Here is a 12549-nt window from a genome sequence, read left to right as displayed (position 1 = left end):
TTGACTATGGCTCGCGCGTGCCTCAGCGTGACGGTTACGCGACGCGCAGACGTTCGCCATCGGGAAACATCGGGAGGTAGGTCATGATCGCGCTTCTGGGCCGACCGGATCCGGCAACCACGCAGGCCATTCAGTTCGCGCGCGGCATTCTCGAGGGGTCGGCGACCGCGTTCTACGAGGTCGACGGCAATTTGACCCTCAACCGCTTCGTGCTCTCTAGCAACGTGCCGCCGAGTTTCCACGACCAGTATCTTGCCGGCATGAACCGGCTCGATCCGTTGCATCCGCGCTCGGCGAGCAACCGGCCGATTGCGCGGCTGAGCACGGCGCTCGACCAATGCGCGACCCAGGAGGCGGCGACCTACCGCGCCTTCGCCGGCCAATGCGGCGTCGCCGACATGATCGAGTTCTTCTTCCGCCGCAACGACCGCATCGTCGCCGGAATGAGCGTGCTGTGGGCGCCGGGCTGCGCGATCCCCGACGGCAGCATGCACATTGCGGAGAAGATCCACGACTATCTCGAGTTCAACCTGACCAGTCGCCTGTCGTCGAATGCCGACGAGCCGGCGCGCTTTGGCCTGACCTCGCGCGAGATGGAAGTCGTCGAGCTGTTGTGCTGCGGCCGAACCAACCGCGAGATCGGCGAGTGCCTGAACATCGGCCTCGCGACGGTGAAGACGCATCTGATCCATATCTTCGAAAAGCTCGGCGTCGAGACCCGCTCCGCCGTCGTGGCGATGATGTCGCGGCCGCATGAGGCGCGGGCTGTCGATTAGAGCCCGCGGCTCTTCCAGCACGTCGTCTCTGCGAAAGCAGGGACTCATACGCTGCGGCGGATTGTGAACGGGATTCGTTACTCCAGCGTCGTGAAACGATAAACATCGGTGGTTATGGGTCCCTGCTTTCGCAGGGACGTCGATGAGGATGAATCGCAATTCAAGATGTCAAGCGGCGCGGTGTCATCACCCGCGAATGCGCGCATGCGGGGATCCAGTATTCCAGAGATGCCTGTGCTTGAATCGAGAGGCCGCGGCACACTGAATCGCCAGGTCGAGCCGGGCGATGACACCGAAGAATATGCCAGCACACAGCTCCCTCCACGTGTCGTCCCGGCGAAGGCCGGGACCCATAACCACAGGACTGGGTTGGTGAGGAAAGCCGTGGCCCCAGCGTCGCACAACAATCATCTTCAGTGGTTATGGGTCCCGGCCTGCGCCAGGACGACGATGAGGATGCTTCTCGCGCGAGACAACGCACCGCTACTGCGCACCCTTCTTCGGTGTCATCACCCGCGCATGCGCATGCGGGTGATCGAGTGGCGCTTCTGACAAAGCGAAATATTCTTCGCGTGAAGGATTGACAGGATTTGCTGAGTTGCCCGTCGAACTGATCTGTCGTTTCCGGAATTGGGCGGGACCGTCGCTCCGTGGGCCGAAGCGGCGATCCCTGATCGCGCGAGGTGCATGGTCGGGTGTGGGCAAAATGTCGGCCAATCCGCACGACTGGGGACATGATAGATCGACAAGCGCACGCGGCAATTGCCATTCTGGACTAGCCCCGAGTAACAGATTCAGCGGCAAGCAAGCTCCACAGCGCAGAAGTAGTAGCGCGGCGCAGCAATCGCGGTTCCTGGTAGATGAGAGTCCGGGGAGAGGCGTAACGTCATGGACGGAGGCTGGCCGCTACGGCCTCCGAAGCCGCCGTCAGCCCCAGCTCACCCCCTGAGCTGGGGCGCGCCGGAGCGCACGAAGCGCAGGAGGGGTAGGCCAATCAGAGGCGCGAGCTGAGTTTCGTCGTCGCGGCCCTCGACGCTGCCTTTGACTTTGCGCGCGTCGTCACGCCATGTCTGGAAGATGCTGCGATTCGGGTATGTCGCTTGCCGGCCAGCTTTGTGTGCCTTGATACCGTACGATGAGCAGCATACTCCCGACCATCGACCGGTGCGAGATGCGCTGGGTCTCCATTCAAGTATGGACGTCCGACTCCGAACTGCTTTTCGTGCTCGTCGATCCATTTCCATAATCGCTTGGTCTCGGTTGCACGCTCCTCCTTGCTCCCGCCATTCATGCTGACGACGTCTGCGGCGAGCCCGTGACCATAGCCTCCACGCGAGCTGCCGCCGTGATAGGACTTGTCATTTGCGGCCTTCAGCCCGCTTGCAATCGATTGGCGGTAGTCGTCGCGAAATCCGCTTGTGATCCCGGGTGCCAGTCCGGCCTGCTCCGCTGCGTGGAGCATATAGAACAGCTTTTGCTTGAAGGCTCGATCCATCCCTCCGATCACGTAATCCATCAGAGGCATGCGGGCTCTTTCTGCCGCCTTGGGGTCCTTCCATCCGAAGTCATTTTCGACCCGCTTCGGGATGCTGCGCGTGACCGTGATCAGCTTGCGCTTCCGTTTGATGATCACGTCCTTTTTTTCGTACACGACGATCCAGTCGGTCTTCGGCGCTCGCGTGTAGAGCGCGCCAAGGAACCGGTCGATGCACGCCTCGGCAACGAAGCATTCGTCCAGGACCAGAACTGTATCAATATTGTCCGGGGCGACCTTGAACGAGCCGGCAACGTTGGCCGTGGATACCTGCTCAGGTTGCTTCTCGCCTGGCGTCGTCGACGGAGCCTCGGGCGACGCTCGGTCCGCGTCCGGCAATTCACCTCCGTCGGCATCGGATTGAGCCGACGGTTCGGATGCCGTCACGGGTCGGCTCGACTCCTCATTGGGCGACGCCGCACGCACGTCGTGAACGACGGCGCAGCATGACAGTGAGACCAGAGACGAGGCAATGCGTAACCAACCAGCCCCCCAACCGAACCGACTTCGCCTGGCGCCATGAAGCTCTCTGAGAGATGACATCGGCATTGGCAATCGACATGAGCTAAATTGATCGTGGCAGCGTGCCATCGCGCTCCGGGCTTGGCAACCAGTTACCCACCACAGAATTGCCGCCGAGCACGCAACTATTCAGATAGGCCGAAGAATTCCTCACGCGCAGGTTTGACAGGTTTTGCCCGGTTGCCGCCGGATCAATTCGCCGCGTCCGAGAGGCGTGACAACCCTCGTCCGTATTCACCGATCCACCGTTGGGTGGATTGCTGCCTGCCCGGTGGCCAAACGAGAGTCCTCCGCGAGGACCGGTGTCGTTTTCGACAATGTTGGCGAGCGGCGGCCGCTCACAACATTGAAGGAAACGACATGCGCGATTTCATGGCCGTCGGCCGTTCGGTGGCGGTTGCGGAGCGTGGCATGGCCGCGACCTCGCACCCGCAGGCGACGCTGGCCGCGGTCGAGATGCTGAAGGCCGGCGGCAATGCCGTCGATGCCGCGGTGGCGGCGGTCGCGGTGCAGGGCGTCGTCGAGCCGCAGATGACCGGGATCGGCGGCGACTGCTTCGCGCTGTATTCGCCTGACGCCGGCGAGCCGATCGCGCTGAACGGCTCGGGCCGCACGCCTGCCGCAACCGATGCCGAGAAATTTGCCGCGAGCGGCGCGCGCGACATTCCGCCGACCGCGCCCGAGGCCGTCACCGTGCCCGGCGCAATCGATGCGTGGTGCCGGCTGGTCGCCGATCATGGCAGCAGGTCCCTGGAGGAGATCTTCCGACCGGCGATCGCGGCTGCCGAGCGGGGCTTTTGCGTGACGCCCCGCGTCGCGGAGGACTGGCGCCGCTTCCGGGCCCGGATCGAGATCGACGGCAATGCGGCGGCGCAGTTCCTGCCCGGCGGCAAGGCGCCTGAGGTCGGCGACGTCCGTACGCAACCCGCGCTCGGCCGCACCCTTCGCCGGATCGCGCAGCACGGACGCAACGCGTTCTACACGGGCGAGGCTGCCGACGAGATGGTGGCTATCTTGCGTGCCCTGGGCGGCGCCCACAGCACCGACGATTTCGCCGCCCAAGCCTCCGACTATGTGCACCCGATCTCGGCGCGCTACCACGACCACGACGTGGTCGAGTGCCCGCCGAACGGGCAGGGCCTGGCCGCACTGATGATCCTGCGGACGCTTGCAGGCTTCGATGTCGGCAAGCTCGGAGAGGCCGATCGCATCCATCTGCTGGCTGAAGCCACCAAGGCGGCCTACCGCGCGCGCGACGCCTTCTTTTGCGATCCCGCCACCAGCAAGGTCGATCCGGCCGCATTCCTTGCCGACGACTATATCGAGAGAATCCGTGGAAAAATCGACATGCGCCGCGCATCCGCGCCCGCGACCTGGGACGATATCGAGCATCGCGACACCGTCTATGTCACGGTGGTCGACCGCGATCTCAACGCCGTCTCGCTGATCAACTCGCTGTTCTATCCGTTCGGCAGCGGCATCTACGCGCCGAAATCGGGCATCCTGCTGCACAACCGCGGCTGGAGCTTTCGCGCCAAACCGGGACATCCCAATTCGCTCGGGCCGCGCAAGCGGCCGATGCATACGATCATTCCGGGCCTTCTGCGCAAGGACGGCAAGACCGTGATGTCGTTCGGCGTGATGGGCGGGCACTACCAGGCCGCGGGCCACGCCAATCTGCTGTCGAACATCTTCGACATGAAGATGAACATCCAGGCCGCGGCCGAGGCGCCGCGCTCCTTTGCCTTCGACGGCGCGCTGTCGCTGGAGACGACCATTTCTCCCGGGATACGCGACGACCTTCGCGCCCGCGGCCACGATGCGCGGTTCTCGGAGGAGCCGATCGGCGGCTGCCAGGCGATCCGCATCGACCACGCCCGCGGCGTCCTGTTCGGCGCTTCGGACCACCGCAAGGACGGACTGGCGCTAGGGTTCTGAGGCGCGTCGCGCGGTTTCGGAATAATAGAATAGTAACGCTGATTTGCCCGACATGTCAAGTCGCCATGTCGAGTGCCGGCACGCCGCCGGCTACTGTGCATGGGGTTGTCTTCGATGTTTTGGCAGTGCGCCCCTGCGGAGGCAGGCAATACGCAATAGCCCTGCGCTTGCGGGGAAGCGGCGGAGCATCCACCGGACGGTGGATTGTTCCAAATGCCGACATGCCGAACGTTTGGCCATCATGCCGGCGTCGTGCGCGGTTCAGCCTTGTGCACCGCACGGTGAGAGGCTGATCGCTCCAGGCTTTCCCAATCGAGAAGTTTGATCCGTATGAACAGGACATTCGCCGACACGGTCTTCCGCAACGGCCGGATCTACACGTCGAACCGCGGGCAACCCTGGGCAAGCTGCGCAGCCGTCAAGGCCGGCCGGTTCATCGCGGTGGGCGAGGAACGCGACGTCGCGGCGCTCATCGGCGAGGAAACGGCGACCGTCGATCTCGGCGGCCGCATGGCGATGCCGGGGATCGTCGACATCCACAATCACATCATGATGGGTGGACAGGCCGATCTTTACGAGCTGCGCTTCTCCAACGCCGACAGCATTCCAAGGATCGCCGAAACCCTGCACAAGGCCGCGTCAGCGGCTGCGCCGGGCGCCTGGATCGTCGGCGGGCAGTTCGGCAATAATCTCCTGAACGAGATGAACACCGCGGAGTCCTGCGCGCTGCTGGACGCTGCCTGCCTCGGGCATCCCGTCGTATTGCGCGACGACACCTATCATAATCGCTGGGCGAGCTCGGCGGCGCTGCGGCTGGCCGGCGTTGCGGCCGACACGGCTGATCCGACCGACGGCGAAATCGGCCGCGACCTCAAGACCGGAACGCTGACCGGCATAATGATCGAGGCCGCCTCCGGCCTGGTCGAGCGGGCGCTCGCGGCCTCCGGCCACTACACGGCCGAGATGGACCGCGCGGCGGTGGCGCGCTCGATCTCGGTGCTGAACGCCTATGGCGTCACCGCCTTCATCGACGCTGCCAGCATGCAGCCGATCATGGCGGCGCTGAAGGGGCTCGACGACCGCGGCGAGCTGACCGCCTGGGCGGTGTGCGCGATGCCGGTGGTCGAGCCGGGCTTCATGTTCGGCAAGGCTGGCGAGGAGCTGTTCGCGCTGCGCGAGGATTACCGCGGTGCGCATGTGAAGCCCGATTATGTCAAGGTGTTCCTCGACGGCGTGCCGGGCGCCAAGACCGCGGCCTTCCACGAGCCGTATGTGGCCGACCCGGTGCGCGGCTGCTGCTTCCGCGGCTCCACCATGCTGACCGTGCCGGACCTGATCCGTTGGCTCGGGCGCTGCGAGAAGCTCGGCCTTGCCGCGAAGATCCATTGCGCGGGCGACGCCGCAGTGACGCAGGCGCTCGACGCCATCGATGTCGTGCGCAGCTTCAACGGCCCGACCCATCTGATCCATCAGATCGCGCATGCGAGCTATATCGCGCCCGACGATGTCAAGCGCTTCGCCGAGCTCGGCGTCGCCGCCGACCTGTCGCCGATCATCTGGTATCCGACCATCTTCCTCGAGGCGCATAAGGCCGCGATGGGCGAGGAGCGCGCGCAGCGCTTCTGGCCGAACAAGGATTTGAAGGAAGCCGGCGCACTGATGGCCGGCGGCTCGGACTGGCCGGTGATCCCGATCCCCGACCCCTGGCAGGGCATCGAGGGCATGGTGACGCGGCAGAATCCGACCGGAGATTTTCCGGGCAAGTCGCTGTGGGCGGAGCAGGCGCTCGACCTCAAAACCGTGATCGACATCTACACCATCGACGCCGCGCGCGCGGCCGGCCTCGGCCAGTCGATCGGCTCGATCGAGGTCGGCAAATCCGCCGACCTCATCGTGCTCGACCAGATGATCTTCGACATCCCGCCGGATCAACTGGCCGATACGCGGGTCGAGCTGACCTTCTTCGAGGGCCGCAAGGTTTACGAGCGGGGCGCGTGATGGGCACGGCGGATCAGATCCCGGTCACGGTGCTGACCGGTTTCCTCGGCAGCGGCAAGACCACGGTGCTGAACCATTTGCTGCGCCAGCCAGAGCTCAATGGCGTCGTCGCCATCATCAACGAGTTCGGCGAGGTGGCGTTGGATCACCTTTTGGTCGAGAGCAGCGAGGACCGCCTGGCGCTGCTCGACAATGGCTGCATCTGCTGCTCGGTGCGCGAGGACCTGATCGAGACGCTGGCCGACCTCGCATCGCGCCGCGCTGACGGCACGATCCCGCCATTCCACCGGGTGCTGGTCGAGACCACCGGGCTCGCCGATCCCGTGCCCGTGCTGCACACGCTGATGACGGCGTCCGATATCGTCGGCCGCTACCGGATCGACGGCGTGGTCGCGACCGTCGATGCGGTTAATGGTACGCACACTCTTGCGGCGCACAGCGAAGCCGTCAGGCAGATCGCCGTCGCCGACCGGCTGCTCGTGACCAAGACCGACCTTGCCGCCGATGATGCACTGGCGCGGCTCGATGCGCAGCTTGCGGCGATCAATCCGGTCGCAACGCGCTCACACGTGCGGAACGGGATCGTCGATCCGGCAAAAGTCCTCGATGCCGGGCTGTTCGATCCGGCGGCGCGCTCCGCTGATGTGGTGCGCTGGTTCGATCTGGCAGCGCAGGCGGCGAACACGCCGCACCATCACGGGGATCACCATTGCGACGGCGAGGCGTGCAGCCACCACAGTCACCACGCGCACGACACCGGCGTATCGTCCTACAGCCTGATCATCGACGAGCCGATCCAGCGGGAGGCGTTCGCGCGCTGGCTCGATTATGTCGCGGCGCTTAGAGGCGAGGACCTGCTGCGCTTCAAGGCGATCGTGCATGTCGCCGAGCAGCCCGATGCGCCCATGGTGGTGCACGGCGTGCAGCACGTGTTCCATCCGCCGATCGCGCTGCAGGGCTGGCCGTCGGCGGACCGGCGCTCGCGGCTCGTCTTCATCGTGCGCGGCATCCCGCGCCAGATCATCGAAAACACCTTGTGCAAATTCGCCGCGGTGAGCCGTGCGGCGATCCAGCGACCGGCTGCGTGAGCCGCGGTCAGGCATTTTCATTGGTTGTGGAGGGAGAGGGACATGACTGAGACAAAGAACAATACGGCATCCGGCCGGCTCAATCGGCGCACGCTCTTGAAAGCGGCCGGTGCCACCGGCCTCGCATCGGCGATGAACGTGCCGCTGGTCAATGTCGCGCGGGCCACAGGCAACACCATCAAGATCGGCTGGGTCGGCTGCCTCTCCGGCGTCCGCGCGCAGTTCGCCGAGCCCGATCCCTGGATCCATGAGCGCATCAAGGCACGGCTGAAGGACGGCCTGAAGATCGGCGGCAAGACCTATCAGGTCGAGCTGGTGTTCAAGGACAATCAATCCGATCCGAACCGCTCGTCGGTGATCGCGAGCGAGCTGGTGCTGCGTGAGAAGTGCGACCTGATCCTGATCGAGGACGGCGACGCCCAGCCGCCGGTGCAGGAGCTCGCCGACGCCCGCGGCATTCCCACCATCTCGACCATGGTGCCGTGGCAGGGCTGGATGTTCCCGCGCAAGTCGACGCCGGACAAGGGTTTTCCCTACAGCTACCATTTCTTCTGGGGCGCCGACGACGTCGCCAAAAATTTCTTGGGCATGTGGCAGTCGGTCGACACCAACAAGAAGGTCGGCACGCTTTACATCGACAACCCGCCGGGCCAGGCGTTCTCCGATCCGAAGCTCGGCCTGCCGGCGGGCATCTCGGCGGCCGGCTATCGGGAATTCTCGGCCGGCAAATTCCAGATCGCGACCGACGACTTCACCAACCAGATCGCGCTGTTCAAGAACAACGGCGTCGACATCGTCTCCGGCTTCACCTTCAGCAATCACTGGGTGACGCTGTGGAATCAGGCGGCGCAGGCCGGTTTCAAGCCGCAGATCTGCACGGTGGCGGCGGCCTTCCTGTTCCCGGCCGCGGTTAATGCGCTCGGCGATCGCGGCGACGGCATGTCGACCGAGGTGTGGTGGACGCCGGCCTATCCGTTCAAGTCCTCGCTGACCGGGCAGAGCGCTGCCGAGCTCGCCGCGGAATGGGAGAAGACCACCGGCAAGCAGTGGACCCAGCCGATCGGCTACGCCCATGCGCTGTGGGAGGTCGGGCTCGCGGCGTTGCAGAACAGCGATCCCAAGGACAAGAACTCATTGCGCGATGCGATCGCCGGCCTCGACATGGAGACCGTGGTCGGCCGGGTCAAATTCAAGGACAGCCCGATCAAGAACGTCGCGGTGACCTCGCTGTCGGGCGGGCAATGGCGCAAGGCCAGGGGCGGCAAGTCGAAATACGAGCTCCTGATCGTGCACAACGGAACGGCACCGTTCATCCCGAAGCAGGCCGATCTCCAGCTGCTCTCCAAGCTGGCCTGAGATGGCACGGCTTCTGCTCGTCAGCGGGCTGTCGAAGCGCTTTGGCGAGATCGTGGTCGCCGACAATGTCAGCTTCGCGCTGGCGCGCGGCGAGTGCCTCGGCGTGATCGGCCCGAACGGCGCCGGCAAGAGCTCGCTGCTCAACCTGATCGTCGGCCTGCTCACCGCCGACGGCGGCTCGATCATGCTCGACGACAGGGAGATATCAGGCCTGCCCCCGCACCGCCGGGCGCGGATGGGGCTCGGGCGAGCGTTCCAGATTCCGCAGCCGTTCCCGCATCTGTCGGTCTATGAGAATGCGCTGGTCGCGGCATCCTACGGCGCCGGCCTCACCGGCGAGGCGGCGTCGAGCTGGACCATGGAGGTGTTGCAGCGCACCGGGCTCGACGCCAAGGCGGACAAGCTCGCGGGCGCCTTGCCGCTGATCGACCGCAAGCGGCTGGAATTCGCCAAGGCGCTGGCCTCGAAGCCGAAACTGATCCTGCTCGACGAGATCGCGGCCGGTCTCACGGAGCCCGAGGTCGAGCGCCTCGTTGCCATCATCCAGTCGGTGAAGGCCGACCATGCCACGATCTGGATCGAGCACATTCCTCACGCGCTGCGCGCGGTATCGGATCGCATCCTGGTGCTCGATTTCGGCCGCAAGGTGCTGGAGGGACCGCCGGCCGAGGTCATGGACAGCGCCGTGGTGCGCGAGATCTACATGGGATTGAAGGCCGATGGCGTTGCTTGATGTGAACGGCCTGCAAATCTTCTACGGCGATCTGCAAGCCGTGTTCGACATGAACTTCACCGTCGCGGACGGCGAGGCGGTGGCGCTGGTCGGCGCCAACGGCGCCGGCAAGTCGACGTTCCTGAAGGCGCTGGTCGGTCTCAACGAGGAGCGGCGCGGGGCCGTGCAGTTCGACGGCATCGATATCTCGCAGATGCCGGCGGAAGAGGTGTCGCGGCTCGGCCTCATCATGGTGCCCGAGGGCCGCCTGCTGTTCGACTCGCTGACGATCGAGGAGAACCTCTTGATGGGCAGCGTCAACCGACGCAAAGGCAGCTGGACCCTGCGGCGGGTGTTCGACCTGTTCCCGATCCTCGAGGAGCGGCGGCGGATGTTTCCCGGCCAGCTCTCCGGCGGCCAGCAGCAAATGGCGGCGATCGGCCGCGCGCTGATGTCGAACCCGCGGCTCCTGCTGTGCGACGAGATCTCGCTCGGGCTCGCGCCGGTCGTGGTCGAGCAGATCTACCGCTCCTTTGCCGACATCCGCCGCGAGGGCACCGCGGTCGTGCTGGTCGAGCAGGACGTCAAGCGTGCGCTCGCGACCTCGGAGCGGATCTATTGCCTGTTGAAGGGGCGGGTGTCGCTGACCGGCCCGGCGCAAGGGTTGCAGCCGGAGCAGCTAACGCACGCCTATTTCGGTAACTAGCCAGGATTGGCACGACATGATCTGGGTTGAGACATTGATCAACGGGGCTCTGCTCGGCGGGCTCTATGGGCTGCTCGGCATCGGGCTCGCGCTGGTGTTCGGCGTGATGCGCGTCGTCAATATCGCCCATGGCGAGTTCATGGTGCTGAGCGCGTTCTGCGCCGTGCTGCTGGCCAACCTGTTTCCGCAGGTCTCGCCCCTCTTGATGCTGATCCCAGTGATCGCGCTGTCCTTTGCGGTCGGATGGCTCTACCAGGCCGCCATCGTCAACCGGGTGGTGACCTCGCCCGATCCGCTATCGCCGCTGCTGCTGACCTTCGGCGTTTCTGTCATTCTGCGCAACGTGATGGTCGAGGTGTTCGGCGCCGACGTGCGCAGCCTCCAGGTCGGCGAGCTCTCGCGCGCCAGCCTCGAGATCGCGGGCCTCAATATCGGCATCATGCCGCTGCTGACACTGGTGCTGGCCGCGCTGCTGTTCATGGCGCTGCAGCTCGTGTTGCGTCATACCGAGTTCGGCCGGATCGTGCGCGCCACCGCCGACCGCCGCGATATCGTCCGGCTGTCCGGCGTCAAGCCGGACCGGGTCTATAACTATGTCATGGGCCTGTCGCTCGCGCTCGGCGCGATCGGCGGCGTGCTGCTGGCGGTGCGTTCGAGCTTCACGCCGTTCTCGGGCGCCGAGCGGCTGCTGATCGCGTTCGAGGTCGTGGTGCTGGGCGGGCTCGGCTCGTTCTGGGGCGCGCTGCTCGGCGGCATCGCGCTCGGCATGGCGCAATTGATCGGGCTGAAAATCGATCCGAATGCCGGGCTGCTCTATGCGCACCTCCTGTTCTTCATCATGCTGCTGATCCGCCCGTCGGGTCTCGTGTCGAGCAGGGTGTGATGCCGATGCCGACACGGACAATTCTCATGGCCTCTGCCATCGTGCTTGTCGCCGCAATTGCCGGCGCGCCCTTCGTGCTGAACGAGGGTTTTCTGCGGCTGGCGACCGAGTGCCTGCTCTTGCTGACGATGGCGCAGATGTGGAACCTGCTGGCGGGCTATGCCGGGCTGGTCTCGCTTGGCCACCAGGTCTTCATCGCCTTCGGCGCCTATGCGCTGTTCCTGACCTCGGGCTGGCTCGAGGTCACGCCGATCTGGGTGCTGCCGGTCGCGCCGCTGGTGGCGGGCGCCGTTGCGGCGATCATCGCCTTTCCGCTGTTTCGGCTTCGCGACGCCTATTTCTCGATCGCGATGTGGGTGTTCGCCGAGATCATCGGCGCGTTTACGATGAAGTCGCAGGCCGTCGGCGGCACGTCGGGCGTGCCGCTCGCGACCAGCAAGCTGATCGATTTCGACTGGTTCGAGCCGACGATGTTCTGGCTCGCCGGCGGCCTGACGCTCGTGACCATCGCGGCGCTGTACAGGATGATGACGTCGAGCTTCGGGCTCGGGCTGATGAGCGTGCGCGACAATGATCTTGCCGCGATGAGCGTCGGCGTTGACGTCCGGCACAATCGTTTCGTCGCCTTCGTGCTCTCGGCGGCGGGATGTGGGCTTGCCGGCGCGCTCAGCTTCATGGGCAATCTGTTCATCGCGCCGCTGGCGGCCTTCGACGTCAACTGGTCCGTCTACATGATGTTTATCGTGATCATCGGCGGTATTGGAACCCTGGAAGGCCCGATCCTCGGCGTCATCATCTTCTTCGGCCTGCGCGAGCTGATGACCGGACCGCTCGGCCTATCCGGCGCCTGGTATCTGGTGGGGCTCGGCATCATCGCCGTCGTGGTGATGATCGTGGCGCCGCGCGGCCTCTGGCCGGCCTTGCGCGATCGCTTCGGCGTGCGGCTGCTCGATGTACACCGCGCCGCGCCACGCCCGGCCGCCGCCGCGATCCTGCCGGCGGCGTCGGAACAGGTTACCGGATGAAGAAGCGAGCC

Annotated in this window: 10 protein-coding genes; 9 read left to right on the top strand and 1 reads right to left on the bottom strand. The window is 65.1% G+C overall.

Annotated features, from left to right (window positions below; translation table 11 throughout):
- The first annotated feature begins 83 nt into the window (after nucleotides 1-83).
- A complete protein-coding gene (locus tag J2R76_RS12700) occupies nucleotides 84-776 on the top strand; it encodes a LuxR C-terminal-related transcriptional regulator (RefSeq protein ID WP_253624081.1) in 693 nt (230 codons plus the stop codon).
- Nucleotides 777-1770: 994 nt separating this feature from the next.
- Here J2R76_RS12700 and J2R76_RS12695 read toward each other — a convergent pair.
- Nucleotides 1771-2697 carry a D-alanyl-D-alanine carboxypeptidase family protein gene (locus tag J2R76_RS12695; protein ID WP_253624080.1) on the bottom strand — a complete coding sequence of 309 codons (927 nt, stop codon included), beginning with the start codon at nucleotides 2695-2697 and terminating at the stop codon, nucleotides 1771-1773.
- A 495-nt stretch (nucleotides 2698-3192) separates the two neighbouring features.
- On the opposite strand from J2R76_RS12695, the gene J2R76_RS12690 reads away from it, so the two are divergent.
- The 8 genes from J2R76_RS12690 to J2R76_RS12655 all read left to right on the top strand — a co-directional run bounded on the left by J2R76_RS12690 (nucleotide 3193) and on the right by J2R76_RS12655 (nucleotide 12538).
- Nucleotides 3193-4770, top strand: a complete 1578-nt coding sequence (locus J2R76_RS12690) for a gamma-glutamyltransferase family protein (RefSeq protein ID WP_253624079.1) — start codon at nucleotides 3193-3195, stop codon at nucleotides 4768-4770.
- A gap of 330 nt (nucleotides 4771-5100) precedes the next feature.
- Entirely contained in the window at nucleotides 5101-6768 is a 1668-nt protein-coding gene (locus tag J2R76_RS12685) for an amidohydrolase (protein WP_253624078.1), read from the top strand.
- Nucleotides 6768-7856, top strand: a complete 1089-nt coding sequence (locus J2R76_RS12680; RefSeq protein WP_168858932.1) for a GTP-binding protein — start codon at nucleotides 6768-6770, stop codon at nucleotides 7854-7856. Before J2R76_RS12685 ends, J2R76_RS12680 begins: the two co-directional genes overlap by 1 nt.
- Nucleotides 7857-7898: 42 nt before the next feature.
- On the top strand, nucleotides 7899-9212 hold the full coding sequence (locus tag J2R76_RS12675; RefSeq protein WP_253624077.1) for an ABC transporter substrate-binding protein: 1314 nt from the start codon (nucleotides 7899-7901) through the stop codon (nucleotides 9210-9212).
- A 1-nt stretch (nucleotide 9213) separates the two neighbouring features.
- Nucleotides 9214-9945 (top strand): ABC transporter ATP-binding protein, encoded by a 732-nt coding sequence (locus J2R76_RS12670; RefSeq protein ID WP_253624076.1) that lies wholly within the window; start codon nucleotides 9214-9216, stop codon nucleotides 9943-9945.
- Complete coding sequence (locus J2R76_RS12665) at nucleotides 9932-10630, top strand: ABC transporter ATP-binding protein (protein WP_028331396.1); 699 nt, start codon at nucleotides 9932-9934, stop codon at nucleotides 10628-10630. The genes J2R76_RS12670 and J2R76_RS12665 overlap by 14 nt, the downstream gene beginning before the upstream one ends.
- A gap of 16 nt (nucleotides 10631-10646) precedes the next feature.
- A complete protein-coding gene (locus tag J2R76_RS12660) occupies nucleotides 10647-11513 on the top strand; it encodes a branched-chain amino acid ABC transporter permease (RefSeq protein ID WP_057017060.1) in 867 nt (288 codons plus the stop codon).
- Between the two features lie 26 nt (nucleotides 11514-11539).
- Nucleotides 11540-12538, top strand: a complete 999-nt coding sequence (locus tag J2R76_RS12655; protein WP_253624075.1) for a branched-chain amino acid ABC transporter permease — start codon at nucleotides 11540-11542, stop codon at nucleotides 12536-12538.
- Nucleotides 12539-12549 lie beyond the last annotated feature (11 nt).

Source organism: Bradyrhizobium sp. USDA 4532 (genome assembly GCF_024171315.1).
GTDB classification, from domain to species: domain Bacteria; phylum Pseudomonadota; class Alphaproteobacteria; order Rhizobiales; family Xanthobacteraceae; genus Bradyrhizobium; species Bradyrhizobium australafricanum.
The sequence above is the reverse complement of the archived record's forward strand: the minus strand, read 5'-3'. Positions and strand labels throughout refer to the sequence as shown.

Bases quoted from the DNA above. Each gene is read 5' to 3' on its own strand.
- J2R76_RS12675 (WP_253624077.1), top strand. From the start codon at position 7,899: ATGACTGAGACAAAGAACAATACGGCATCCGGCCGGCTCAATCGGCGC.
- J2R76_RS12690 (WP_253624079.1), top strand. From the start codon at position 3,193: ATGCGCGATTTCATGGCCGTCGGCCGTTCGGTGGCGGTTGCGGAGCGT.
- J2R76_RS12685 (WP_253624078.1), top strand. From the start codon at position 5,101: ATGAACAGGACATTCGCCGACACGGTCTTCCGCAACGGCCGGATCTAC.
- J2R76_RS12660 (WP_057017060.1), top strand. From the start codon at position 10,647: ATGATCTGGGTTGAGACATTGATCAACGGGGCTCTGCTCGGCGGGCTC.
- J2R76_RS12670 (WP_253624076.1), top strand. From the start codon at position 9,214: ATGGCACGGCTTCTGCTCGTCAGCGGGCTGTCGAAGCGCTTTGGCGAG.
- J2R76_RS12680 (WP_168858932.1), top strand. From the start codon at position 6,768: ATGGGCACGGCGGATCAGATCCCGGTCACGGTGCTGACCGGTTTCCTC.
- J2R76_RS12665 (WP_028331396.1), top strand. From the start codon at position 9,932: ATGGCGTTGCTTGATGTGAACGGCCTGCAAATCTTCTACGGCGATCTG.
- J2R76_RS12700 (WP_253624081.1), top strand. From the start codon at position 84: ATGATCGCGCTTCTGGGCCGACCGGATCCGGCAACCACGCAGGCCATT.
- J2R76_RS12655 (WP_253624075.1), top strand. From the start codon at position 11,540: ATGGCCTCTGCCATCGTGCTTGTCGCCGCAATTGCCGGCGCGCCCTTC.